This is a genomic window from Psychrobacter sp. 78a-MNA-CIBAN-0178 (assembly GCF_040309625.1).
Classification (GTDB): Bacteria; Pseudomonadota; Gammaproteobacteria; order Pseudomonadales; family Moraxellaceae; genus Psychrobacter; species Psychrobacter okhotskensis.
On sequence record NZ_JBEOOZ010000031.1, the window covers coordinates 1 to 26,646 of the forward strand.

The following is a 26,646-nucleotide window of genomic DNA, read 5'->3' on the forward strand; positions in this document are numbered from 1 at the left end:
GTATATAAGTATATAAGTATATAAGTATATAAGTATATAAGTATATAAGTATATAAGTATATAAGTATATAAGTATATAAGTATAACTAAAAATGTACGTCACATTACTACTAATAGCAATACTTCATAGTAAAAATAGCATCACCTTTTCTAACTAGCGTATATCCATCATGATAGACGTCCTGTATCAAAGACAGCATAACGAACTGCCTACTACCAGGTAAATTACCGCTGTTGAATATCAATTTGAGCTACTAAAAGGAATACGTTAGCCACTCATATTCGTTATAATCTGCTCACCAATCAAAACCACCAATCGTTAATGAGGAAACCACTATGGTGAAGTGTCACTTATCGACCATCATGGGCGAAAGACGCCTTAAAATTGCCGATGTCGCAAGGGATACTGGCATCAATCGTGGCACCATTACTCGCATGTATCATGAAGAAGCCACCCGAGTTGATCTAGATGTCATCGAGTCTTTATGCACGTATCTTAGAATCAATGTTGGTGATTTATATGAAATCATAAATGAGGACAGCAGTGAGTCGCCTGAGTGAACACCTTCGCTCATAAGACATTATCACCTTTAAAAGTATAAAAAGACCTACAGAAGGTTATTTTCTCTTGCAATAGATTAAAATATAGGTATAATTTGACCTGTAGTAAGTCATTTTATCCATTATTTATACACAATAATCTGCAGGAGAATACTAATGAATAACAATCTATCGCGGCTCAACAGCTGCGCTTGGTTTAGTGAACAGACTAAAAATTTAGCCTCTAAGCTGTTATTCAGCTTACAAGTACAGCAAGGCGTACAACTGGCATCATTACTTGGTGTTGACGCTATTCTTTATAATGATGAAGCGATTTATGTCTGGGTGCAACGACAGCTGGATGATGGTCTTATCGTTGACGACTACACTTTAAGCATCCTTGAAACTGCTTTTATAGAGTTGGTCACAGCTTACACTGACCAAGCAGCCTAGTCACTTTAGCTTATATTTACAGACTTCTTGTTTAACAAGAAACAATAACCCTTAAAGCCAGATAAAGTGTCATTATCTGGCTTTTTAATATAGACAAAGATAACGACAATCAAACAAGCCTTTTTTCAGTCTTATATGTTTCAGAAGACGCACTTTTGGGCAATATAGCTCACTATTGCCATACGTCTTTACTCAGTCGGCTTTGCACGCGGCACCCCAGCTATTTTATAATAAACAAAGCCTCTCTCATCTCTCAAAACACTCTTACTGTCTGCTCTAACGCACCAGCTGATTGCATCAGGCTGCTCTTTATTAACATCACAAGCCAAAATAAACTGCGCACTTTGAGCATTATTAAAGGCCTGTTTCCAACCCGTTTCAAGCTCATCGATGCCGCGCTGTAGCTCTGCTTGCTGGTATTTCATCTCTGCAATCTCATCAAAGCTTGGCACATACCAAAATACCAGAGCCACCAAACTTATTATCACAGCCATCGTACCCGCTGCGACAGCGGCTGCAATCCTTTTAATACTCATAGTCTCAATGGACTTATGAATTTTGTCCAAGTCTTTACTAGCTCTACCCTCGACCTGCTCAATCCGCGTTTTGGTGGTGGTCTCAAAGGTCTCAATATCTTCAATAATCTGCTTATGACCAGCTTGGTACTGATTGGTGAATAGGGCTAGATTGTCAGCGCTTGCGCTAAGTTTATCAGCAACTCCTTGCATGGTACTGATTTGTACCTCTATGCTATCGTTTTTAGCAGTGACGACCGACTCTACAGCCGTATCAATCTGCTGTTTCATATCGGTGATGATGCCCGCTATTTTGTCATCATAACGACGCGGCATCTCATTGTCAGTGAAAGCCGTCACTGCTGCTTGAAGCTGCTTTAACACGAGTTCTTGATACTGGCTCAATGCCTGCGAAGTCGTGCTTGCGCTACTACCTAATTCTTCAATGGCAGAAGACACCTCATTCACCTTGCTATCAATACCGCTAAGCGAACGCTCAAGCCGCCTCGCTACCGCATCATCGGCTCGCTTAATCAGCTCACGCAAGGCCCCAATGACCGGAGTCAATGAAGTCACTAGGTTAACAAGTTGATCGTGTATGTCTTGCTCATTGCTATTGTCTTTATTCATGGGGTACTCATTATTATAATGCCGCCTAAAATGGGCGTGGTGAGGAGTAGCGGCGTCTTTGTGCTTGTTCATGCGCTTGGATGGCGTTCTTCGTTTTTTGCAGGTGATCTGTCACAGTTTGTGTGAGCGTTGCCCCATCTATGGTGATAGCAGGAACGTGCTCAAAGCGCTCATTGATCTGGGTTAATACCTCGACCTTATCTTGATTGTCAGGCAAGCGCTCAAGCTGTTGCCATAGCGTCGTTGCTGCCTTCTGCACCTGCGTTGCAATTTTTTTGGCATCGGTGTCTCGTAAACTTTTTTGTAGTGTCGTAAAGCTGTCAGTGTGTTTTAGAGTAGTGAATATAAATGCTTGTGCGGCAACCGCCTCAGCCGCGTTGATCACTTCGATCGGTGCATCAACGGCCTTAAAATCAAGGGCATCAACGCGGTCACGCACCCGTACCACTAAATTGTCAAATCGATCTCGATATGCTTTGGTCTCATTGATTCGCTGACGCTTAAGAGATGCCTGCTGCCGTCTCTGTTGTAAAGCTACTCGCCGCCTGGTTAAAGCCTCCTCTCGTGCGCGCTCAGCCTCTTCCTTAAGCTTTGCTTGCTCATGTGCTTTATTGAGCTGGTGGTGAAGCACCATCGTACGGTTGCGCCAGTCATCAAGCCGATCTGCGTTCAATTGAGTGGTCTTGGTACGGGTAATCTCATCATATAGGTCATCATCTTGCACAATCACAGCTTCACTTTGATCCAGTAAGGCGATACGCTGCTCATAAAACGGCGACAGGCGCTGATAGGTTTTTTGACTGGTATTAATTTGCTGCTTTAACTGTTTGATGTCGTTATCATTGGCAGTCTTAAACGCTTTAACATCAGCGGTCAATGCCGTTAAACGAGTGTAAGCATCCGCGTCTACCTCTACTGCTTTTAACGTACTGAGCGCCTCACGCTCTTTTTGAAGATATTTAAAGCGCTCAACATCCAGATCTGCAAATGCGGCAAACTTATGATAAGTGTCCATGTTATTGGTGACGTCTATCTCTTGTAGATCCGCAAACGCTTGATCCCACTGTAAGGATAAGTCGGATTTTTCAATATCAATCTCATCAAGAGCTTTAAAGCCAGTCGCCAGTTTATTCAGCTTTGCGGCAAAGGGTTTTAGCGTGGCCTTCAACCCTTTGTAGTCAGCAATGACTTCATTATTAAGCGGGATCAGCTTTTTTAAAACCGTTTTATTGTTCAGCACCGTTTTATCAATCTGTGACAGCTGCTCTTCAAGACGGCTAACAGCGCGGCCTGTTTGTAGGGTATCATCTTGTCTAAACTCCTCAACCAACGCTAAAGCCGCCTTTAGTGCCTCACTTTGCTCTTTTGTGCTTATCTGCCTAGCAAGCTCAATCATTTTTTGGCGGGGGTCACTAAAATCCTGTCCCACCTCCTCGGTGAACCGCTGGGTACTCTTAATGTTTTTATCAATGGTAATAATCTGTTTAGACTGGTGCGCTAACTCTTCATGCAGCGCATCAATGGTTGAAAATAAGGCGCTGCGTACCATCTTTTTTTGACTCACAAAGTCGGCTGAGATTGCTAAAAGCTCATCAAGTACGTGATCATTGGCCGCATCACTATGCGTCTGACTGTTACTTTTAGGGATAGCGGGTTCAAGTTCAGCGGCAGGATCTACAAAGCGGATATTACTGAGCTCAATTCGCGCAAAGGGTTTACGCTTTTTATAATGTATTGTGACGCCGTTAACCTCTTGTTCATTGCTTTCTAGGTCAATACGTCCCTTGTCGTCGTACTCAATTACTAAACCATTTTTTTCAATGTAAGCATTGATCTCATCAATCGTCTCGTTGTACTCGTGAATCACTGAACGATTGCCTTTGAGAATATCCTTATATAGTGATTTACCCAGTTTCATTTTTGGCAAACGATTGATGCCCAGCTCACGGTAGGATTTCTCACTAATGGTTTTATTCTTAGGCAGTAGCTCATTGGCCATATCCGCCCAAAGGGTGCGTTGATATTTAAGCTCATCGCCGCGTCCGTTTAACCCCTTAGATAACCGCTCCTCCGTTGACCACTGCAACCAATTCTTGCGTGCTGATAAAGCATAACCCTCAACATCCGCTACTATCTCACGGCTTGAGAGTAAAATATGGGCATGAAAGTTACGACTGGTCAGCTCAACCACTTCAACCTCCCCCACATGTTTCTCGTGACTGTGGGGCCGATGAATGGCCACATCGACAAGCACGTTATAGCGATCAGATAAGGTTTGAGCGTAGCGCTCGGCCAGAACTATACGCTGATCCGCGGTGATCCCATCAGGAAACATCACGTCAATCTCAGTACCCAATTGCGCGTTTTTACGAGTCTCAATGCGTTCGATATCATTCCAAAAACCCTCACGTGTCACTGCTAGATCCCCAGCAAGAGTTGGCGTTATCAACGCCGTATGCATCACATTTTTCTCAAGAACTTGCGTGTATTTAGTACCATCACTGTCTACTAAATTTAAGATTTTGTCTTTAGCTTTACTGGTGTAATCGTGGACGACTCCTGACTGCTCATCAACCAGTTTTGAGCCAGAATTATAAGCCGACTTTGCCACCACGCTATGATTTTTCGCCTTACTAACGGCGCTAACCGACAGGTGAAACCCTTTATTATTCATAGCAAAAAAACCCAATATTGAGAGATGATTTTTTGGGGGTTGTAGGGGGTTCGCCCCCTGCCGAACGACGGAGTTTATGTAAAAAAACAGTACCCCTTGTGGGTCTTTTTTACATAAACTCCTAAGTTCGCTCTTAACAGAGGGTTAAAATACTACTGCGCCCACGAAACGATGTGGTCTTGTGTATTTTACTACCTTGCATACCTATGTATGTACTGCTAGGATCAACTCTATCATAGTTGGCTAAAAAAAGGATGAGGTAATGTCAGTAATATCAGATGATTTATTCGCAAATAAGATTAAGCAATTACAGGCTCTTAAAAAAGAGATTGATCAGGACAGGCTTGAAGCACATAAAATATTGGGGGAGTGGTTGGCCAACGCATTAGACGATGATGATAATCATGAACTGCAAGCTATTTTTTTAGACGCACACGATAATGAAAAATATGCTCGTTTGAAAAAGCACCGTGAATTTTTGAAAGCAATTGCCAATAAAATACAAAGTAAAGCTGAGGTGGTACCAAGCAGCTTTACACCACCTAAAAACAGTCAGGACAGTGACCACGGTTCATTGCTTGATATTTATTCATCATCACAGTAGCTACTCGAAATCGCCTAATTGAAGGTACAGCTGGATCGTCTACTAATTAGCGAAAGGTTAGGAGACGGTTATCGGCTGTTTTAAGCGTTTTAGAATAGCTTTAGCTACCATCGTATCGGACAGAGCGTAAAACGTATATAAGAGTGGTTTCTAGGCTTTTTAGCAACGGTTTGATAAGTGTTTACAGATGTGTCGATAATGGCTACTGAAAATGAAGACAAACTATCTACAAAAAATGAGACTGATATTGAGAATGTGAAAACAGGGTTGTCCAGAATGACAGATGAAGATATTCAAAATATCTTTGACCATGCTTTTGAAGATTTTCAAAGATCCAAGCTTGATCCGAACTATGTGAACGAGGATTAACATCAAGTAAATGGACAATTGCATTCTGAGCTACTGATAAGTTTTATAAGTGATTGGTCGATCAAATTATCATCTTAAATCCGTCGGTTTTTTGGTTTTTTTCCTATTATTTAATATAAAAACATATTTTTTACTTTTAAAGACTTTTAAAGACTTTTAGGACGCTCTCAGACCTTACCAATTAAGGGCTTCAAGATCTATAAAGCTACAATCAGCTAGGTTAATGCTACAATCAGCTAGGTTAATGCTACAATCAGCTAGGTTAAAAGCTACAATCAGCAGGTATTATGCTACAATTAGATAGATTTGAGCATTAAGGCGTAGATATGACTAACCAAGTTGGTTTATATGAGAAGAAATACCCTGCAAATTGGGTTGTTATGCAAAATCGTATTCTACAAGCGTTTTATGAAATGACACTTGATGAAAAACGGTTGCTGTTGCTTGCTAGTTCAGTAGTGCGTTTGATAGATGCCACTGAAAAAGACACTATAGAGATAACCGCGAAAGCATTTGCAGAGGCTTGCAACATTCAAGTGGATTCTGCTTATACTCAATTAAAAGATGCTAGTGAAACGATGATGAGGCGATTTTTTAGCTATAGAAATGAACGCGGTAGCCGTGTCAATGTACAGTGGGTCATCAGATCAATATATGAAGATGGCTATGTGTCTCTATGTTTTACAGATGAAGTGCTACTGATGTTGAAGGTTTTTGATGAAAATAATCCATTCACTAAATATAAAAAAGAAGATGTACTTAAACTGAAGGGTGAATATTCAATAGATATATACCATCTGGCCAAAAAACATGAGGCAATGAGCTCGTGGACAATGTCACTTGAAGAAATTAGAGAGGAGCTAGCTCTTTCTAAATCTTACGAACGTATTAACAACCTAAAAAGTCGAGTCATCAACCCAAGCGTTGAAGAAATAACAGAAAAGTCAGATATTAAAATCACCTATGAAAACGTTAAACGTGGTCGTACCGTCACAGGACTAAAATTTAATGTCAAAGCTAAGCCCACCAAGAAAAAAAGTCTGGAGGACTTAAATCAGAATAATGAGAATAGAGATATACCATCCTTAACCGTCAAACAGATCGACCGTTTTGCGCCTCTATTGGCTAACTATGCCCCATTTGGTAGCTATGCGCCTTCAGGAAAAAGTACCCAAGAAGTGATCAGCTGGTTACACACTCAATTAAGAGATGAAGCTTTTTTAAAGACCCACAAAAAGCACTTACTGGCGATAGGCTATACGTTCCCTAAGCAGAAATCATAATATGAAAAAAGCATGCTTAGTAGTTTTGGCATTACAAATGGTTTATATTGTACGTACATATATAAGCCATTTGTAATGCCATGACGACAACCAATTATAATATCAGGCTCGATCAAGAGCTCAAGGATAGCGCCTTTGCCGTGTTTGAAAGCTATGGATTAACGCCGTCTCAAGCAATCAAATTGTTCTTAACTCAAGTGGCGCAAACCAATACCGTGCCGTTATCCTTTGATTATCAAAAACCCTCTAATCTTAATACGCCGCCACAAACTTCTGCGGGTGATTACGGATTGAGCGGCCAGCGCCATAAATAAATCAGTGTAAAAATAACTGTACAGATATAAGTACAGCTATGGTATATAATATCAGTCATACAAATAAATATGACCAAACACGGAGTAATCGTTATGGATGTTGTGAACTACACTGATTTTAGAAAGGGCCTAGCCAAATATATCGATAAGGTAGATACCGACAAATCGCCGATCGTGATTACTAGACAAAACGCCAAACCTGCGGTACTCATGAGTTTAGAAGAGTTTAATTCATATGAGGAAACGCTTCATCTGCTAAAAAGCCCCACTAATGCCAAGCGCCTCAGACGCTCTATAGCCGATGCTAAGGCGGGTCGTTTAATCGAGCATGACATCAATACGGATGACGCATTATTGACTTGTGATGATGAGGTGGACGCTTGATCTTATCTTGGACACAGGATGCGTGGGAGGACTACGAATACTGGCAAAAAACCAGCAAAGAGAAGGTCAAGCAAATAAGTAAGCTGATTAAAGCCATCAAACGTGACCCATTTGAGGGTATTGGTAAACCTGAACCACTCAAACACGATCTGGCAGGCTATTGGTCGCGTCGCATTGATCAAGAGCATAGACTGGTTTATGAGGTTCAAGATGATGCCATTATCATCGTTCAGTGCCGATATCATTATTAAGTAAACAGTGTTAGTTCACAAAAGTGCTTGATCCTAAGAATCAGGCACTTTTTTATTTTCCATTCTGGCTATGTGTCCTAAAACGAACGAGAAAGCTCTGTAGAGACGTCTAAATATATTGGTTAGTATTTCGACCTAAACATTCGATAACAAACCTTATGTGGTCATACGACGCCATATAATTGCTAATAATGACTATACCTCTGATCACGTTACCACAGATTGACTTCCTCCCCGACCTAAAGGAACGGGGATTCCTACTAAAGACGGCCAAGCCCGACCGCGAGAATGTTTTTTGCTCCATTAACATCTCTGTTATGGGTCGTTTTACAAGAACGACAAAACCATGCTCTTATACCAAGACCTTCTCTACCTTTCGGACTGTCTTGGCGAGAGCCGCAACACGAGCAGGTTTGGGTGGTGTACGCTTCATTGACTTCGATATAGTGGCAACCTGCGTTCGCGCATTTATAATCCAGTTGCCGCTTAATCTCAAACCAACCAGCATCATAGACGGATTTGGCCAGTTTGGATGAAGTGAATGAGTTTGATTTGATTTTACCAACAACGATTAAGCTGTTGGCTTTGACAAGCTTTGATGTGAATTTATGAATCAGATCTTGGCGGGTGTTTTTAATCTTGGCATGAATGACCTTAACCCGTTTTTTGTTTTTGGCACGTTGAGCGATGGCCAGTTTTTCTGCGTATTGATGGGTGACTTTGATTTGTAGCTGATCACCCTCACTACTGACTGCGGCATCTTTACAGCCTAAATCAATACCGACTTGGCCCGTACCACAAACTGTTTTTGGAAATTCTTTGACGGTGATACAGGCGTACCAGTGACCTCGTGCATCTTGTACCAGCTCACAAGTATTGATGGTATAGAGCGAGAGGTTATAGCTATCCCACAAATCAATGATCAGCTTTTTGCCTTTAGCGAGGCTTAGCTGAATAGTAGATTTAAGGCTTTTCTTGCCTGACTGACGGGTTGTTAGGTGCTTAATGGCGGTCTTTTTAAACGGAATCCAGCCCAAGCTTCTTCTCTTGGCTTTTGGGTTATTGGTACGCCAGTTGAGTTTGGCTTTTTTAAACTGTTTACGGGATTTAGCGTGAACCTCACTGATCGCTTGCAAGGTTTGACTGTGCAGATTCAGGTATTCACCCGCCCCTTTAGTATAAGCGGCCAAGTCATAGGCTGAAAAGAATTTGCCCGTGCGCTGTAAATGTTTAAAACTTAGCTCATTGACGTAGTTCCAGACAAAGTTGACTGCCCCAGCTAAGATATTGAGCTGAGTGGCGTGTTTGTCTTTGATGCGTAGTTTGAGCGTTTTCATGGAGTAATTATGATCTCAATGCAGTTGGGTATCAAGGGGTTCGCCATACTGGGCGACAACGACTGACGCCTGATATCCACGCCCTAGAAGGACGTGGTTTTACGGCGTTAGATGATAAAATAGACGAATTACCGCCACTAACTGCTAAGCAGCAAGCAGACTCAGAGCATCTAGCCACGCTTAGCGATGACGACATTGATTTATCGGACATTCCAGAAGTCACCGACTGGTCAGGCGCGATCCGTGGCAGTATCAAATCTCAAGCGTTGTCTACGGAAACCAGTGTCATTAGCCCAAGTATCCTTACCAAATTCAAGGACAGAGCTAAGCAAACAGGCGGTAACTATCAAGACATGATCAACGATGCCCTAGAAGAATACCTAACCGATCACTAGGCATTAAATAACAAGCACATGACCTCAAGATTACTTGGGGTTTTTTTACATTCTATATTGTAGTATGTTGTATATTGTAGTATATTATATACAACATACTACAATATACTATTAAGGGATACAAAATCATGGCACTCACGATACAAGATATTCATGCAGCAGCAGACCAATTACAAGAGCAAGGGGTTAAGCCGACACTGGCAGAGGTGCGTAAGGCGCTAGGCGGTGGATCATTCACGACTATCAGTGATGCTATGCAAAGCTGGAAGCGAGAACAGCAAGAAGAGCAAGAGCTACAGCAAGTAGACTTACCTAGTGGTATCACAGAACGCTTGCACACGCTTGGGGCTGATATGTGGCAGACGGCTATTGATATGGCTAATGATAGATTGTCTAAAGAGCGTGAAGCTTTAGAGGTGGTTAAGATCAAGGCACAAGCAGAGATGGACGAAGCGCAAGAAGCGGTTAAGACCTTGGAGGGGGAACAAGCGGATTTACTACAGCAACTGGACGAGGTGACCGGCACTGCGGAAACAGCAACTAAAAGCGCACAGCAAGCCACAGCTGACCATGACGCTACCAAACAGACGCTATTAGATACTAGGCATGAATTAGAGCTTGAACGCACTAAGGCTAAGACCGCGCAATCACAGCTTGCAGAGGTGAGTAATGCATTAGATAAGCAATCTATAGAGCTGACTAGCAGTCTTGGTGAGGTAGCCACGCTTAAAGCCACAGCTGATAGTGATAAGGCAGAGATTGCACGTTTAAAGATTGAACTTAAAAATACTAAGTCAGAGCTAAAGGCAGTCACCACTGAGCGGAATGATATACAAACGGCTACCGCAGAGATCAAAGGAGAGTTAAAGGCAGTCACCGCTGAACGTGACAAGCTATCAGGACTTAATAATCAGCTGACTCAAACTCAGGCTAAGCTTGAAGCCGAGCATAGCGTATTGAATAAACAATATAGCGAGCTATCAAGCCGTCATTTATCAAAGCAGGAACAAGTGACTCTGTTACAAGATCAACTTAAGAAAGCACAAGATGCTCTAATACTTATTCAAAACAAAGATAATACTTTGGATGCTGACTAAATAAAAGTATTCGAGGTTTCAGTTTAATTAGGATTTCAAGATAAAGAACAGTTATAAGTTTGGGAGGTAGTTTACCCAAGGCATAGATCTCGTTCTATTCACACTAAGCTTATGAATCAACCATGACAATATCGACTCACTGAATAAGTGACTGCTGTATAATAACTATTCTAAATTTTTCTCTGGACTCTTATAGTATATAGCCGAGTGGGCTATATACTACTTAAATTAGCCTAAGTGAATTTATGCTGATTTTGGAGCCTTGAGCAGATTTCAAGGAACACTCACCCTAAAGCGATTATGAGTAGATAAAATACTCACAATCGCTTTAGTGCATTCCTTGGATTTGATGTGATTAGTCATGCCGACTTCATCGCCCATCGCGTCATCAAGACCGTATCACTGTATCAAGCTACGGTTGTTAAGATTACGGCTGATAGCACCGCCTAGACACGCTCTTAACCGCTACTGTGCTGTCATACGCTAGCAAGGGCATAAACCCAATATACCGCTACGATATGCACGAGTAACCACTCATTGCGTTGCTCAATATGTCTAGAACCCCCTGTCGAGAGCTTACCCCTGTGTCAAACGCAGTCGTCGCCGAGGCCTGCCACCCATTTGACGGGTAACGGGTACAAAGAGAGCAGCACAAGGATGTAACGAGCGAACAAGCAGTTTTTAAAATGTATAGTGAATAAGGTTGATATGAAAGCAGTTTTTGGATAAAATGACCCTAAACGGGCATTTAATGCTGTTCAAATAACGCAGTCTGTGTGCTTATTTGTTCGTTACAGCGTGTTGACGCACACTGTAACCGTTAATTACATTAAAAACTAAATGCCTCTAGGAGTCAACTCCCAGAGGCATTTTTTTGTTTGACATATAGACTAGGTTTTTAATATCTAGTTCTGCATTAAATTGCTTAGGCTTTTTTTATCATCATTTAGCGTAAGTATTTCAATTATTTTGAAGTTAGCATTTAGTACATACTCACAAGACGTTAAATTTCCAACCATACTAGGGTGGTTTAAGTAGGAGTATAACTTGAAAATTATCTTTACCATTCCTCCACTATCCACTGTACTGATAGCTGGCTGTGCCACAAACTCTGTTTAGACTATATCCTCTGAACAAAGGAATGTAGTCACAACCGTATTAAAACTTAATAGCTCTGCCTAACCACGCTACCAACTCACGGGCAGGAGCCTGACTCAAACACTGTGGACAATTAATATAGGTCATTATACAGTCATTTAAATCAGTCAACATATGCAGTAATAACCCTAAACCAATTATCTTATAGGGCTTTGGTAAAAACAACATGCCCGCATATACTGCCATCGCATAATAAGTATGTAGCGGATGGAAATTAATACTACAACGATTGGGCGAAAAGATAGGTGTCGCTAGAAGATGATCTAAATCAACTAGCATGGTTGCTATTAGGATCAAATAAACTCGCTTATAGTCACTACGAAAAAACATATAGGCGATAATCAACGGCATGCCAAAATGTAGAAAATAATGGATAACGGTTTGACTCATCGATTTTTCCGATTCAAGATAGTTTGTAGTGGCACATCAATCTCAGATAAAACATAAGATATTTTTGTCTTTCGATTGCATGTGAAATATATACATCATACACTCACCTTCTCATTATTATACCTGTCCAAAAAATCACTGGTTGAGATGAGATATAGACTTATTACCATAATAGCTATTTAATAGACTTTATATATTTTTCTTCAAATTAAAATGCAGCAATCTAAATACGGATGAATCATGAGTAATTCAGATAACCACAGTCATCAAGCTCCAGACCCTAAAAATATGAATAAAGCTTTTTATATTGGGATTGGTCTAAATTCTGCATTTACGCTCATCGAGTTTATAGTGGGCTATTCAACTAATTCATTAGCTTTAATCGCAGACGCTAGCCACAACTTAAGTGATGTTGCCAGTTTAATAATCTCGTTAATTGGAATGAAATTAGCACAGAAAGCATCTACTACGCTTTATACCTATGGCTACAAAAAAGCTTCTATAATGGCGTCTCTTATTAACGCCATATTGTTAGTTACAATCGTTATAGGTATTGCGTATGAGGCCTTGGGTCGATTTGATACGATACCGGAAGTTGCAGGAAAAGTTATTATTATTACAGCTCTAATAGGTGTATTTATAAATACTGTTACTGCTTTTGCATTCTACAAAGGTCAAAAAGACGATATTAATATCAAAGGTGCTTTCTTGCATCTAATGGTAGATGCATTGGTCTCTTTAGGTGTCGTTATCTCGGGCATTATTATTTACTATACAAGTTGGAATATCGTTGATCCTCTAGTTAGCTTGATTATTTCAGTCGTTATACTGTTATCGACTTGGGGTCTACTAAAAGAGAGTATCAAGCTTGCTATCGACGGAGTACCTCAAAATGTTGATCTCAGTAAAATCACTGCTATCTTAGAGAGTTATAATTTTATTCAAAACTTTCATCATTTACATATCTGGGCTTTGAGTACCACTGAGAATGCTCTTACAGTTCATATTGTACCGAAGACCGATATAACGTTTGAAGAGACTATTACTATGAAAGAAAACATCAAGGAAGATTTGGCGCATCAGAATATACAACATGCAACTATTGAATTTGGTACTAAGGCAGATGACAATCAAAAATCGCGTGCATTAAATGAAAGTATCAACTAAAAGATGATAGACCGTATATAGCTATCTCTTTTTAAGTATGAGGCGCGTGCCTTATGTCAACATAATTTTTTCAATCAGTTCTTATGTGATCAATAGTTTAAAACTTTTATATTTACGTGCGTTAGGACGTTACCTAGAAAAAATAAAAAACTTACGCTGATTAAATTATTATGATTAAGTTTACTATTACCCTCGTCTTCTAAGTGTGGTTAGACCTTTGCCAAAATAGCTTATTAGTAATAACAGGGTTATTATTATCAAGATAGGATAATTTCCCATAAGCATAAAGGGCGTGTTACCAACCCGTGCCTGTATCTCACCACGTAGTACAGTACGCTCAAACTGCGGTGCGCGTTTTACAATACGACCTTTATGGTTAATGATAGCGGTAACACCAGTATTGGTCGCTCGAATAAACCAGCGCCCGTTCTCAAGCGCGCGCATTTGTACCATTTGCAAATGTTGCAATGGTCCTGCTGAAGTGCCAAACCAGGCATCGTTAGAGACGGTCAACAAAAAGTCAGTATCGATGGCATTTTTACGCGTGGTATCTGGATAAGCTACCTCATAACAGATAGCCGTCCCTATATTGTGTTCACGCACCTTTAGCGGTGACTGCTGATCACTACCACGACTATAGCTCTTAATATCCTGACTACCGGCCAAACTTGGGAAAATATCGAGCACGCCTTCAAATGGAATATACTCTCCAAAAGGCACTAGACGCTGCTTCTTGTATAGGCCTTCCGCTTCTACACCTCGAGCAATCACGCTATTGTAAAATGGGGGATACTTATCCGTACTGGCATTGAATGCCGCTTTATCCTTATAAGGGATACCAGTTATCCATGTCGTATTGGTCGCATTGGCCATTTCTATCATTTCACTAATAAAGCCCGCAGCCTCATCCTGAAACATCGGAATAGATGATTCAGGCCACACCACCACATCACGTCCCCACTCAGTGCGCGTTAACTTCGCATAAATCTTTAGCGTTTCTACTTGATATTGCGTCAGCCACTTTATATCTTGTGAAATATTACCTTGAATCAATGACACTGACAGATCAGGTGTGCCCTTAGGTTTTGTCCATTGCGGATTGACCAGCCATAATGATGTGCTAATGGCTAATAACAGTACAGAAACGACGGCATAACTACTGCGTCGAAGCAGTAGCTCTACTAAACTTGCAGCCAATAGTATGGCAACAAAAGAGACGGCAAAAACACCAGCAACGGGTGCTAAGGACGATAACCAATACTCTTCAGTAAATGCATAACCAACAAATAGCCACGGAAAGCCTGTGAATAACCAAGTTTTTAACCATTCTTGTAGCACCCAAAGAGCAGCAAATGAAAAGGGTTGTTTGCCTACCATACGGTTAAAGACTAGTGCTAAAAATCCATGAAACAGTCCCATACCGAGACCCATCAATCCAATCATAATCAATGCGAGCCACGTTGGAGTATCGCTATAATCATGGATGGCAGTATAGAGCCAAAAGCCGCCGACGCACCATAGCCCCATACCGTAAGCTTCACCGATAATAAAAGCGCGACGACCACTCATATTTGGTACCAACAGCGCATATAAAATCGCTGGTGACACTATTGCTAGCGGCCAGAACCCATGAGGCGCTAGCGCAAATAAAAAAATAGCCCCTGCAAGCCATGCTGCTACTAGCGTAAACCATAGCGGTAATTGATTTGAGTGAGTACTCAAACGCTTTTGTAGATTAATAGTAGACAGGCGCATCGCAAATTATCCAAAATTATGAGTTTTGAATTTTTAGTCAAAATCCAAAACTCGGATAGACCTGTTAATACTACAGGCAGCATTTCAAAATGAAAACTGCTTATGATACCAGTCCGCACTGCTCAATGGATAAATTTACGTACTCCGTTTGATGGGTTATTATGCTACATTACCAAACGATATGAAGTGTTACTTGACCTTCTATAGCTCACAATATCTACAGTACATGAGAGAGCACTATGACCCCCTTAAAAATAAAATCCAGTCTTATATTCAATCGTTATCTGTCTAAGGGGTTGCGTAGTACGTTAGTATTACTTGCCGCCTCATCACTATTTGCTTGTAGCCAACCGAGTAGTGGCGTATCTGATGCAAGCACAACATCGGCATCAACTGAAGATGTAGTGACTGTTCCGAAGACAGCTGAACCAAACGTTATAAATACTCCTATGATGACATCAGTAAGTAAACCAGACCTACTAAAAAACGTCTCAGCCACTGTCTATAAAGATGCCAATTGCGGCTGCTGTAAAGAATGGATAAGTCATGCAGAAGATAATGGTCTAAGTGCAACCGCGCAAGATGTTGCGGACTTAGCCGTATTTAAAGAGCGCTACAGCGTTCCAAATGAAATGCGTTCTTGCCATACTGTAGTCACTACTGATGGTTACGTCTTTGAAGGTCATGTACCCGCTAAATATATGGCGCAGTTTTTAGAAAATCCGCCAGTACAAGCTATGGGTCTTGCCGTACCTGGCATGCCTGTTGGCAGCCCAGGTATGGAGTATCAAAATAAATTCATGCCCTATCAGGTTATGCAGCTCAATAAAGACGGGACGACCCAAGTTTATGCTGATATTGAATCGGTAGAGCAGCAATTATAGTGTGTTAGCAGTTAAGAATACTTTGATTATAGTGTTAGCGTTAAAAGTAAATGAGGCAGGTATAAGACTGTTCTATTGCTTATAAAATGATTCTTCATCAAAAAAATCATTAGCTATTGCGACTTTAAAAGCAAAAATAACTTTGAATTTGTAACTTTTGATGACAATGTAAGCGAATTTATCGGTTATTAACCCTTAAAATAGATAAATAATTAAGGGTTAATACAAGAATATACAGGATGTATCGAAACAATTACGTAATATTACATAAGCCAGTAGGGAATTAACATCTATATTAATATTATAAATTATTATATTATCTTAATAATTAGTTAGACCCTATATAGGGTAATTACTTCATCCAATAGAAAAACGTCTGAGGGTTAAATCTAAATTATAGATTTAACCCTCAGACGTTTTTTTGCTTATAAAACAGTAGAAATTGTGGTCAATCTAGTCAGCTATATTCTGTACATGTTACACAAACTTACATTGTAAAATGTGGGATATTAGCAATTTTTTCGACATCAAAAAAGTATTTTTGGGGTTTTTAAGGGGAATGACAGGCTAAACAACCTATGCTAAAGTCGGCTTTGTGTTTTGGTCAGCAGCTTGATTTGTAACAGCTTCGTAAGACTTCAATGAGCTGTGATCGCCAATAATCATTTTTTATATGAATAATATGCAGCAGAAGTATCAGTCACTATGACATATATATACTTGAGTTATTGAGATTTAATTGACTGCGCTGTTGTTGATAACAGACGATTTTGAATTAACCGTAGGTATTAGATTTATGAAACAGGCTTTATTGATTTTGTCAGTACTGGGTATGGGCATAGCACAAACGAGTGGTGCTGCTATCACAATCTCTCAAACAAATAATACCATCACCAATACTTCTGTGGCATCAAACTACGGTTCATCAAAAAACATCTATAGCACCAAAAGTGGTGCTTATGTTTCTAGTAATGATGAAATTAGTCAAGCAATTAGCAACCTAAGTGCGCAGGCCAAGCAAAAAGAGAATCAGCTTTCATCATTAAACAGCCGCTTATACGCTGAAAAACAACAGCAGCAAGTCAATACAGTTCCTGACAGCAATTCAGCCCCCGCTATCGCTGCTGCTCGCGCCTCAAAAGTGGCTTTATCTGGCAGCTCTGGATATTGTGCCCGTTACGTACGTAAAGCACTACAATCAGCTGGTTATGAATTTACACCCAATCCTTCAGCCTATCAGTACGCCACTCGTGGCACGCTTGATAAAGCAGGTTTTAGCAAAATCAGTAATGATATGCCAACCCAAGTAGGTGATGTTATTGTCTATGATCGCTCATCAAAGCGCCCGCATGGCCATATTCAAATTTTCGATGGTACAAATTGGATTTCTGACTTCCGTCAGAACAGTATCAGCCCATACAGTGGTGTCTATGCTTATACGACATGGCGCGATTCAAAATACGTGGATGACGCATCCGCATCAGATCGTAATATCCACCTTGCTATGAATGATAAATAAGACTTTCTAAGTCAGCACAACATAGTTGTTATTTCCTCCAACCCAGTAGTGATCTTAATATCATTGCTGGGTTTTTTTGTGCTTAACATCAGGGCGTATTTAACCTTTCATGATTTGATCCGTCAGAAATGAACACTACTGATATCATTACTCATGACAGGAGTTATCGACAAGCGCGTTTAAAATGCCACATGATGACGCTGGTGCACTACTTGCACATTTCTGGCGCAAAACGGTCAAGTGATGCTTTAAGTGCATCAGTTCTTCCATTCGTATTTCCACAGCATGAATGTGCTCATCTAGCAAGTTATTCACATCGCCGCAGTCCTTGTCAGGCGACTCCCAGTATTCAAGTAAGATTCGCACATCATCTAAAGCCATATCGAGCGTACGGCAATGTAGGATAAATTGTAGACGCTCAATGTGCTCTTCATTATATAAACGATAATTCCCTTCGCTACGAAAAGGCTCGGGTAATAAGTGCTCCTTTTCGTAATAGCGAATGGTTTCTACTGTGGCACCTGTGCGTTTAGCGAGCTCACCAATTTTGATTGTCATAACAACCTCTATGATTTAAATAATTAAAGTGGCTGTAAAGACTAGCGCTAGAGAAATTAAAATTACGAAACTGTAGATAAATAACCTTGACTCTAAAGCCACTAGAGGGTTCATAATATCATTATTCAAAGGGTAAATTATTATGAAATATCATATTGAAGGTATGGACTGTGCCAGTTGCATCGGCAAGATTGAAACAGCTTTGAAACGTATGCCTGGGGTTTCTGATGTTGAGCTAAATTTTGCTACAGAAACGCTAGAGCTAAGCTTGGCCCCTGATGCGCCGACTCAGGCTAGTGATATTGAAAAAACCATCAAAAGCCTAGGGTTCGGTATATCTGCCAATACTGGTCAACAAACTGTATCGGCTATTGATATTGACAGCGACAATCAGATGGCTCCGCAGGATAAGCGGTGGTGGCAAACTCAAAAAGGCAAACAGGTTGTTGGTCTCGGTATTTTGATGGGCAGCGCTTATGCACTGTCACTACTGTTCCCCGCTTATGGGATATGGGTGTTTGCCATCGCTGTGATTGTAGGCGTTTTTCCATTTGCACGCAAAGCCTTAGCACTGGCTAAAACAGGTTCATTCTTTTCAATTGAAACGCTGATGTCCGTCGCCGTGCTTGGCGCACTTATCATTGGTGAAGCTGAAGAGGCCGCAGCGGTTGTCTTTTTGTTCTCAATCGGTGAACTGTTTGAGAGTATCGCTGCTGATCGCGCTCGCGCTGGCATCAGAGCCTTATCATCGCTGGTTCCGAAAAGTGCGATTTTACTTGATGCTCAAGGTGGGCAGCGTAACGTTCCAGCGACTTCACTACAAGTGAATGACCTTGTGCTGGTGCGTCCTGGAGATAGGGTATCTGCTGATGGTTCCATTGTTCAAGGTGCGTCCAGCCTTGATGATTCGCCCGTGACGGGAGAGTCTGTTCCTGTTGCCAAGACGATGGGTGACAATGTATTTGCAGGGTCAATTAACATCGATGGTGTGCTCCAAGTGCGCGTAGAAAAGACAGCCGCCGATAACACTATTTCGCGCATTATTGATTTGGTAGAGCAAGCGCAAGCTTCCAAAGCACCCACTGCCCGTTTTATTGAGAAATTCAGTCGTTACTATACACCGGCTGTGATGGCTATTGCCGCCCTAATTATCATCGTCCCACCGTTAACCATGGGCGGAGATTGGTCAACTTGGTTATATCGAGGTCTAGCCTTATTATTGATCGCTTGTCCTTGTGCTCTTGTGCTCTCAACACCAGCTGCTATCGCCTCTGGTCTAGCGGTCGGTGCGCGCCGCGGCTTGCTGATCAAGGGCGGTAGTGCTTTAGAAACCATCGGCCAAGTGAAGACAGTCGCTTTTGACAAGACAGGCACTTTAACTGAAGGCAAACCACGCGTGACCGATGTTGTTGACATTACACAAGAGTATTCAAGTGTTCAAGGTCAGGATTCTCAGGATCAGGGTTCTCAAGGTAAAGATAAGGTATTGGCGCTCTTTGCCAGTGTGGAGACAGGTTCTAGTCACCCGCTTGCTGAAGCTATTGTCAGTCATGCCAAAGCCGCCAAAGTTGTCATACCTGTGGCTTCTAAAGCTTCTGCTACTGCGGGTAAAGCGGTACACGCAACTATCGCTGGGCGCGCGCTAGCTATCGGTTCGCCTGTTTATGCCGCAGATGAGGCATCAATTTCAGCCGAGCAACAGGCACAAATCGAGGCGCTGCAAAATGAGGGCAAGACCGTCTCAGTTCTTTTCGATGAGCAAAGTCGAGAAGTGCTTGGATTGGTCGCACTAAGAGACGAGTTACGAGACGACGCTCATGAAGGTGTGGCTCAACTTAAAGCGATGGGTGTGCGCTCCGTCATGCTAACAGGCGACAACCGCTTAACCGCTCAAGCACTTGCCAGTAATTTAGACGTGGAATGGGAAGCTGAGCTGTTGCCTGAGGACAAACTGCGCTTGCTTAACGAGATGAAGAATAACCGCAAAATAGCGATGGTGGGTGATGGTATTAACGATGCGCCAGCACTAGCAACCGCTGATGTTGGCATCGCGATGGGTGGTGGTACCGATGTGGCCATTGAGACGGCCGATATCGCATTATTAAAAAGTCGTGTTACAGACATGGCCCATCTGATTGCACTTTCGCGTGCCACCATGCGCAACATTCATCAGAACGTCATTTTCGCTTTAGGTCTCAAAGGCGTCTTTCTGATCACGACCGTATTCGGCATTACTGGACTATGGATTGCGGTTCTAGCTGATGCTGGAGCAACAGTGCTCGTTACTCTCAATGCGTTACGTTTACTGCGCTTTAAAGGCGCGCCTCCACTGGTAACTCCGCCTAAAGTAGTTAAATAAAACCCTTCGAAATCAATTAAAAACTAGAGATAGCAGCAGATTTCGGGGGTGGGTTCTAATAATAAAAATTCCACCGCTACAGTAAACTGCAACCGCATTAGAGTAAATAAGGTTAGACCGTATGTTGATTACAGAATTGGGCTATTTTGCCTTGCTTACCGCTTTTGTATTGGCGTTATTGCAGGTAATTCTGCCAACTATTGGTGTTATTCGTAACCAAGTTGCTTGGCAACGACTAGCCCCTAGCTTAGCTTGGGCACAGTTTGCCGCCATGATAACGTCATTTGGCGCTTTGATAGCAGGTTTTTATTATAATGATTTTAGCCTCAGTTACGTCGCGCAGCATTCCAATACGCTGTTGCCTTGGTACTATAAGTTATCGGCGACATGGGGCGGACACGAGGGCTCTTTGCTGCTATGGATGACCATCATGGCCACATGGTGTGCACTGGTATCATACTTTAGTCGCGGCTTGCCGTTATCAATGCGTGCGCGGGTATTAGTTATTTTGGCCGGTGTACAGTTAATGATGCTAACAATGCTGATATTTACCTCGTCACCGTTTGAGCGTACCTTACCCAATCTAGCGGTCGATGGCGCTGATTTAAATCCTGTCCTACAAGATTTCGGTCTGATTATTCATCCGCCCATGTTATATATGGGCTATGTGGGTATGGTAGTGCCTTTTGCATTTTGTATGGCGGCATTGTGGGAAGGGCGTTTAGATGCTGCTTGGACACGCTGGTCACGTCCATGGGCGCTCGCGGCTTGGGGATTTTTGACCATTGGTATTGCACTGGGCTCGTGGTGGGCCTACTACGAGCTTGGCTGGGGCGGTTGGTGGTTTTGGGATCCGGTAGAGAACGCCTCGTTTATGCCTTGGCTTGTCGGCTTAGCATTGCTGCATTCATTAGCAGTCACTGAAAAGCGCGGGGTGTTTAAAGCATGGACCATCATGCTGGCTATTTTCGCCTTTGCCTTAAGCTTGCTTGGCACGTTCCTGGTACGCTCTGGAGTCCTTACCTCAGTGCATTCGTTTGCCGCTGATCCGACGCGTGGTTTGGTCATCTTAGCTATTCTTGGCATTATCATCGGTAGTGGTCTATTAATGTTTGCCGTTCGCGGTTGGCGTTTAACCGTTGAAAGTCAATATCAGCTGATTTCACGTGAGTCCTTTTTAGTGATCAATAACGCCATCATTTTGATTGCAACCTTAGTGGTGCTGCTCGGCACCCTCTATCCTATTATCGCTGATGCCTTTAGTCTCGGTCAGGTATCTGTAGGGCCTCCATACTTCAATGCGCTGTTTGTGCCTTTGACATGGCTGTTATTAATAGCTATGGGTATGGGCTCAAATATTCGCTGGAAACAAGATAAGCGTCCGTTACTAGGGGTGGGTATCGCCATTGCCGCTAGTAGTATCGTATTGGCTGCTATTATCGCCTACTTTACCAGTCCATCTGCTATGTTCAATATTGGCGTGACTTTAGCGGTGAGCTTTTGGGTACTGCTATGGATGATCGTTGACTTTAGAGACAAAACCAAGAACGCCCCTAATTTCTTTAAAGGTCTGCGTCAGCTGCGTCTTAGCTATTGGGGTCAACAGACTGCTCATATTGGCGTATTGGTTGCTGTCATTGGCATAGCCTTTACTAGTAGCCTGAGTATTGAGCGTGACGTAGCAATGGGTATTGGCGATACAGTCAATGTTCAAGGTTACGATTTTGAAGTAACTGAATTTTTTGAAATAAAGGGTAGTAACTTTGATGCAACGCAAGCGCAAGTGGTGGTATCCAAAGACGGTCGTGAAGTGGCGAAACTGACTCCAGAAAAGCGTACTTATATTATCAGCACGATGCCAACAACTGAAGCTGCTATTGACCCCAATCTTATGCGCGATGTTTATGTCGCACTGGGCGAACCTATTGCCGATGGTAGTAACCAATGGGCATTAAGGATTTATGTAAAACCATTAATTCGCTGGATTTGGTTAGGGGCAATTATCATGGCTCTAGGTGGATTAATTAGTATGCTTGATAAACGATATCGCATCAAAAAAATTAAAGCTCCGTTGCTAGTTACTGGTAGTTTGGCTACTTATGGAGTCAATGAGGTAGCTATTGAGCAGGCAATCTCAGTATCGACGATGTCGACACTAAAGGAGAAATAAATGACTATGTCGAATAATACTCCTGAGCAAAAAGATAGCCAAAACAGTAAGCAGCGTAACCCAAAGACAATGAAAAAAAAGCAGACGAAGCTATGGTTCTTAATTCCGCTTATCCTCTTTTTTGGTTTGGTAGTTATATTGTACATGCGCTTAGGTAAACCAACAGACATTGTGACCAATACCGCTCTTGAGCGTCCGGTTCCTACCTTTGAGCTGCCGTTATTAGCAGATACTACCCGTACTATCACCAATGATAATTTGCCGGATAAGCCGTTTTTACTTAATGTTTGGGGCTCATGGTGCCCAACTTGCGTTATTGAGCATCCGTTTTTAATGCAACTAGAAGAGCGCGGCGTTGATATCGTTGGTGTGAATTATAAGGATGAGATTGGTAATGCGCTCAGTTACTTAAACCGAGGCGGTGATCCATTTTCTATGTCTATTCAGGATTCATTGGGTCAGTTTGCTCTAGACTTAGGCATAACTGGTGCGCCCGAAACCTTTGTTGTGGATGGAGATGGCATCATTCGTCAGCATATTGTTGGTGAGGTTAATGAAGCCAATTGGCAACAGCGTGTTAAGCCGTGCCTGACCGTACTTAATGAGGCTAATAAGAACAACGATAGTCCTGATCTCATTCAGGTTGAGGAGATGTGCAAATGAACGTTACTCGAATAAGAGCTCCTCAACTAAAACCCAATATAGTTTTAAAACTAGCAAGCTTAATACTAGCGTGTCTGCTTAACATGACGGCAAACGCAGCTATTGACGTATACGATTTTGACTCACCACAGCAAGAAGCTCAGTATCGTGGATTAATAGAAGAGTTTCGCTGCCCAAAATGCCAAAATCAAAACCTTGCAGCCTCTGATGCACCGATTGCACAGGATCTAAAGCAAAAAGTCTATGATTTAATTAAAGATAGACGTAGTGATGCTGAAATACGCGTCTATATGCAAGAGCGCTACGGTGACTTTATTAGCTACAAGCCGCCTATGCGACCATCAACATGGATCCTATGGTTTTTTCCACCACTATTATTGCTCGTCTTAATTATTGGTTGGTTTTGGCAAAGTAAGCGTCGCCAAGTTGTTGCCCGTGGTCAAAGCGGCGTCACAGTGAACAGTACTGCTGCCTTGACCTCTACGGAAAAGGCTGAGCTTGATCGTCTATTATCGCAAGCTGAGAGTGTCGACCACGACATTACTAGCCTAGAGGACAAAAAATGACTCTATTTTCTACTTTTGGCTTATTTGTAACTCTAAGCTTGCTGATTGCTCTTATATTTGCGCTGATTGCTATTATGCCATGGCTACGAGCACCGCGTTTGCAGTCCAAACCAATAGACAATCAACTGCTAGATATTAATGTTGCAGTATTTCGCGAACGTTTAGCTGAGCTACAAACAGATAAAGACAGCGGTACTATTAATAATAGCCATTATCAAAATCAAAAGCTGGAGCTTGAGCGTCAGCTATTAGATGCGCAGCGTCAGATAACACCTATGGTCACCCCTGATGTCAAAAGCCGTTTAATTGTCGCAGCTTGGATCCCAATATTGGCTGCAATGGCGTATTTACTAATAGGCAATCGTACGCCCGTGTTTGATTTGTGGACAGCTGAGGACAAAGTAGGACAAGTGGCTGACGACCTATTGACAGCTAAAATTGACAAGCCGCCATCATGGGCGTTTGAAGATGGTCGTCAACTGATTAGCGCCATGCAAACCAATGTTCATCGTAATGCTGATGATCCTAATCGCTGGATGCGCCTATCCGAGCTTTTCTTATCTATGGAGGCAACTGATTCTGCGCTGGAAGCCTTATCTCGTGCCTATCGTTTAGCTCCTGAAAATGAAGAAATCGCCACCACTTATGCTCAGACTAGCTTTTTCGTTAATGAAGGTCAGTTAGACGCCAATATTCGCCGTGTATTACAAGCTATATTAGCTAAGAATCCACAGCATGAACGGGCTCAAATGCTCATGGCAATGGGTGAGACTCGTAGTAGTAACTTTGCCCAAGCGCAAGGTTGGATTAAACGCTTACAAGGCAGCATTGTGGCCAAACCAGGTGATCATACTAAAGCTTTAGCAAGCTTAGATGAGTTAAGCAACTACGTTAGCACGCAAGAAAAGCAAGCGCTAGAAGGTATTGACGTGACAGTGAAAATTAACGCTAATTTATTACCGTTAGTGAAAGCTGATGATGTGTTGTTTGTTGCGATACGTGACGTTAAAGGAGGTCCACCGTTTGCCACCAAACGTTTACCCATTAGTATTATCAAGCAAGGTGAGGCTAGTATCCGCTTAAGCAATCTTGATGCGATGATGCCAGATCGTACGTTAAATTCAGCTCGTAGTGACAAAACTCAGTTAGCAGTCGTTGCTCGTATTAGTCATAGCGGTAATGCCATAGCAGAGTCAGGCGACTTATCGGGTAATCCTATAGTGATTAGCGCTGAACAGACTCAGGTTAATGTTGAAATCAATCAACAGATTCCCTAATAAAAAATTATTACCGTAAGTTTCATAACACCAGAGCGGTAAGTGGAGCCGTTTATAAAAGTGGCGCGATTAATAGTCGTATACCAAAAACATATACGTTTAACATTGTTCATTGTATAAACACAGATAAAGAAAACAACTATGACTGAATCTACCGACAGATTAGATAGTACTAAATTGAATAGCGTTGAATCGGCTAGTACTAATATTGCTGACAATAAAGTACCTATAGCTGTGAGTAGTACTCATCAATCGATTGACTCTAAAACCATGAATCATACGCCTAAAGCTATGTACGTGACTTCAGGCAACTCGATAACACCTAAAGGTAAGTTGGATAAAATGCCAAAAATGGTTGCCAATGGCAGTCGCGCTTTTATCTGGTATTTGTTGGCGATAATGGTGTTAATACTTGATCAATGGACTAAGTGGTTGGCCCAAACCAAATTAGCGTTCAATGACCCCGTACCGGTCATTGAACCATTTCTCAACTGGACACTCGCTTATAACTATGGGGCAGCATTTAGCTTTTTAGCCGACGCTGGCGGTTGGCAGAAATGGTTTTTCTCAGGCTTAGCTTTTGTAATGGCTATCTTTTTAACGATTTATTTAATCAAAGCGCCACGTACAGCCAAGCTATTGTCTATGGGGTTGGCCTTAGTGCTTGGCGGTGCGATTGGCAACTTAATCGATCGTTTAAGAATTGGCAAAGTGGTTGACTTTATCCATGTGCATTATGCTGATGTCTGGAATTATCCTATTTTCAATGTTGCAGATATAGGTGTCTGTGTCGGTGTAGCGTTGATTATAATTGATATGATATTTTTGGAAAGTAAGCGTAATGAATAAACAAGTGAATATTGATCAGTACAAATAAAAAGAACTAGCGTCATAGCTGCTCTATACGGAAAGATACTTTTTATACTCAAGTGTGTTTATAAAAATGCGAACTGGAAGGTGATATATGATTAATACAAATACTCTCTCATTCTATATCCCAAAACCCAATGCATAATTGTATGCGAGTGAACGCAGGATGATTTTGAAGTGGCTAGACGAAGGCGTGACGTGCTAAGTGGTAGATGACAAAAACCAGTACTTCAAAGCTCTGGACAGGGCCATTATTATAAAGACATTGAATACCGCCTAAATTATTTATTGAAATAACAAAAGGATAATATAGTGTCACATGCTCAGCTAACTATCAAACAAATACATAATCTTAGAAAAAAACAAAGTGCCGCATTAAAAAGCCTTACGAGCCTTTCCTAAAAACTGTGTAACTGCTTATAATCCACTAACAGGAGAATAAGCAATGACTAACCAAACTGACA

The 26,646-nt window shown here is 41.8% G+C and carries 24 protein-coding genes; 18 read left to right on the forward strand and 6 right to left on the reverse strand.

All coding sequences use genetic code 11. The features are described from left to right. Nucleotides 1-336 precede the first annotated feature (336 nt). Both AAEY80_RS12780 and AAEY80_RS12785 read left to right on the forward strand, forming a co-directional pair. Nucleotides 337-561, forward strand: coding sequence for a helix-turn-helix domain-containing protein (locus AAEY80_RS12780; protein WP_025652654.1), 225 nt, complete (start codon nt 337-339; stop codon nt 559-561). Nucleotides 562-717: 156 nt separating this feature from the next. Continuing rightward, a complete protein-coding gene (locus AAEY80_RS12785; RefSeq protein WP_025652653.1) occupies nt 718-993 on the forward strand; it encodes a hypothetical protein in 276 nt (91 codons plus the stop codon). Between the two features lie 188 nt (nt 994-1,181). Here the strand turns inward: AAEY80_RS12785 and AAEY80_RS12790 are convergent, their stop codons facing one another. Next, a complete protein-coding gene (locus AAEY80_RS12790; protein ID WP_025652652.1) occupies nt 1,182-2,138 on the reverse strand; it encodes a hypothetical protein in 957 nt (318 codons plus the stop codon). Nucleotides 2,139-2,163: 25 nt separating this feature from the next. Continuing rightward, nucleotides 2,164-4,812: a MobA/MobL family protein gene (locus AAEY80_RS12795; protein WP_201578113.1), complete on the reverse strand. Its 2,649-nt coding sequence runs from the start codon at nt 4,810-4,812 to the stop codon at nt 2,164-2,166. Between the two features lie 262 nt (nt 4,813-5,074). On the opposite strand from AAEY80_RS12795, the gene AAEY80_RS12800 reads away from it, so the two are divergent. The 6 genes from AAEY80_RS12800 (at nt 5,075) to AAEY80_RS12825 (ending at nt 8,017) form a co-directional block, all read left to right on the forward strand. Further along, nucleotides 5,075-5,416: a hypothetical protein gene (locus AAEY80_RS12800; RefSeq protein ID WP_025652650.1), complete on the forward strand. Its 342-nt coding sequence runs from the start codon at nt 5,075-5,077 to the stop codon at nt 5,414-5,416. Nucleotides 5,417-5,614: 198 nt separating this feature from the next. Then, entirely contained in the window at nt 5,615-5,785 is a 171-nt protein-coding gene (locus tag AAEY80_RS12805; RefSeq protein ID WP_156410067.1) for a hypothetical protein, read from the forward strand. A 326-nt stretch (nt 5,786-6,111) separates the two neighbouring features. After that, nucleotides 6,112-7,068 (forward strand): replication initiation protein, encoded by a 957-nt coding sequence (locus AAEY80_RS12810; RefSeq protein WP_025652649.1) that lies wholly within the window; start codon nt 6,112-6,114, stop codon nt 7,066-7,068. Between the two features lie 80 nt (nt 7,069-7,148). After that, a complete protein-coding gene (locus tag AAEY80_RS12815) occupies nt 7,149-7,382 on the forward strand; it encodes a type II toxin-antitoxin system RelB/DinJ family antitoxin (RefSeq protein ID WP_025652648.1) in 234 nt (77 codons plus the stop codon). Nucleotides 7,383-7,475: 93 nt separating this feature from the next. After that, nucleotides 7,476-7,766 carry a type II toxin-antitoxin system Phd/YefM family antitoxin gene (locus AAEY80_RS12820; RefSeq protein WP_025652647.1) on the forward strand — a complete coding sequence of 97 codons (291 nt, stop codon included), beginning with the start codon at nt 7,476-7,478 and terminating at the stop codon, nt 7,764-7,766. After that, the gene (locus tag AAEY80_RS12825; protein ID WP_025652646.1) at nt 7,763-8,017 is read left to right on the forward strand and encodes a Txe/YoeB family addiction module toxin; all 255 of its coding nucleotides are present in this window, start codon (nt 7,763-7,765) and stop codon (nt 8,015-8,017) included. Before AAEY80_RS12820 ends, AAEY80_RS12825 begins: the two co-directional genes overlap by 4 nt. A 260-nt stretch (nt 8,018-8,277) precedes the next feature. Here AAEY80_RS12825 and AAEY80_RS12830 read toward each other — a convergent pair whose 3' ends face one another. Beyond that, the gene (locus AAEY80_RS12830; protein ID WP_101211256.1) at nt 8,278-9,354 is read right to left on the reverse strand and encodes an RNA-guided endonuclease InsQ/TnpB family protein; all 1,077 of its coding nucleotides are present in this window, start codon (nt 9,352-9,354) and stop codon (nt 8,278-8,280) included. A 523-nt stretch (nt 9,355-9,877) separates the two neighbouring features. Here AAEY80_RS12830 and AAEY80_RS12835 point away from each other — a divergent pair. Then, nucleotides 9,878-10,846, forward strand: coding sequence for a DNA-binding protein (locus AAEY80_RS12835; RefSeq protein ID WP_025652670.1), 969 nt, complete (start codon nt 9,878-9,880; stop codon nt 10,844-10,846). A gap of 1,158 nt (nt 10,847-12,004) precedes the next feature. Here the strand turns inward: AAEY80_RS12835 and AAEY80_RS12840 are convergent. Further along, on the reverse strand, nt 12,005-12,394 hold the full coding sequence (locus AAEY80_RS12840) for a DUF6122 family protein (protein WP_025652669.1): 390 nt from the start codon (nt 12,392-12,394) through the stop codon (nt 12,005-12,007). Between the two features lie 240 nt (nt 12,395-12,634). Between AAEY80_RS12840 and AAEY80_RS12845 the strand changes: the two genes are divergently transcribed. Beyond that, nucleotides 12,635-13,561 carry a cation diffusion facilitator family transporter gene (locus AAEY80_RS12845; RefSeq protein ID WP_201572546.1) on the forward strand — a complete coding sequence of 309 codons (927 nt, stop codon included), beginning with the start codon at nt 12,635-12,637 and terminating at the stop codon, nt 13,559-13,561. Between the two features lie 186 nt (nt 13,562-13,747). On the opposite strand, the gene lnt is transcribed toward AAEY80_RS12845, so the two are convergent. Further along, nucleotides 13,748-15,316 carry an apolipoprotein N-acyltransferase gene (lnt, locus tag AAEY80_RS12850; RefSeq protein ID WP_068039556.1) on the reverse strand — a complete coding sequence of 523 codons (1,569 nt, stop codon included), beginning with the start codon at nt 15,314-15,316 and terminating at the stop codon, nt 13,748-13,750. Between the two features lie 239 nt (nt 15,317-15,555). Here lnt and AAEY80_RS12855 point away from each other — a divergent pair, with 239 nt between their 5' ends. Together AAEY80_RS12855 and AAEY80_RS12860 are read left to right on the forward strand one after the other, a co-directional pair. Continuing rightward, nucleotides 15,556-16,200, forward strand: a complete 645-nt coding sequence (locus AAEY80_RS12855) for a DUF411 domain-containing protein (protein WP_082787298.1) — start codon at nt 15,556-15,558, stop codon at nt 16,198-16,200. Nucleotides 16,201-16,996: 796 nt separating this feature from the next. Next, nucleotides 16,997-17,719, forward strand: coding sequence for a CHAP domain-containing protein (locus tag AAEY80_RS12860; RefSeq protein ID WP_350588415.1), 723 nt, complete (start codon nt 16,997-16,999; stop codon nt 17,717-17,719). Nucleotides 17,720-17,866: 147 nt separating this feature from the next. On the opposite strand, the gene cadR is transcribed toward AAEY80_RS12860, so the two are convergent. Next, nucleotides 17,867-18,277, reverse strand: coding sequence for a Cd(II)/Pb(II)-responsive transcriptional regulator (gene cadR, locus AAEY80_RS12865; RefSeq protein WP_025643920.1), 411 nt, complete (start codon nt 18,275-18,277; stop codon nt 17,867-17,869). A gap of 142 nt (nt 18,278-18,419) precedes the next feature. On the opposite strand from cadR, the gene AAEY80_RS12870 reads away from it, so the two are divergent. From AAEY80_RS12870 to lspA, 6 genes are all read left to right on the forward strand, one after another. Continuing rightward, nucleotides 18,420-20,636 (forward strand): heavy metal translocating P-type ATPase, encoded by a 2,217-nt coding sequence (locus AAEY80_RS12870; protein WP_058368778.1) that lies wholly within the window; start codon nt 18,420-18,422, stop codon nt 20,634-20,636. Between the two features lie 121 nt (nt 20,637-20,757). Beyond that, a complete protein-coding gene (locus tag AAEY80_RS12875) occupies nt 20,758-22,806 on the forward strand; it encodes a heme lyase CcmF/NrfE family subunit (protein ID WP_201608411.1) in 2,049 nt (682 codons plus the stop codon). 69 nt (nt 22,807-22,875) lie between these two features. Continuing rightward, nucleotides 22,876-23,469: a DsbE family thiol:disulfide interchange protein gene (locus AAEY80_RS12880; RefSeq protein WP_045448106.1), complete on the forward strand. Its 594-nt coding sequence runs from the start codon at nt 22,876-22,878 to the stop codon at nt 23,467-23,469. Between the two features lie 83 nt (nt 23,470-23,552). Next, complete coding sequence (locus AAEY80_RS12885; protein WP_020443538.1) at nt 23,553-24,035, forward strand: cytochrome c-type biogenesis protein; 483 nt, start codon at nt 23,553-23,555, stop codon at nt 24,033-24,035. Continuing rightward, nucleotides 24,032-25,312 carry a c-type cytochrome biogenesis protein CcmI gene (gene ccmI, locus AAEY80_RS12890; RefSeq protein WP_350588417.1) on the forward strand — a complete coding sequence of 427 codons (1,281 nt, stop codon included), beginning with the start codon at nt 24,032-24,034 and terminating at the stop codon, nt 25,310-25,312. Before AAEY80_RS12885 ends, ccmI begins: the two co-directional genes overlap by 4 nt. Before the next feature lie 141 nt (nt 25,313-25,453). Next, nucleotides 25,454-26,161 carry a signal peptidase II gene (lspA, locus tag AAEY80_RS12895; RefSeq protein ID WP_037026031.1) on the forward strand — a complete coding sequence of 236 codons (708 nt, stop codon included), beginning with the start codon at nt 25,454-25,456 and terminating at the stop codon, nt 26,159-26,161. The last annotated feature ends 485 nt before the right edge of the window (nt 26,162-26,646 follow it).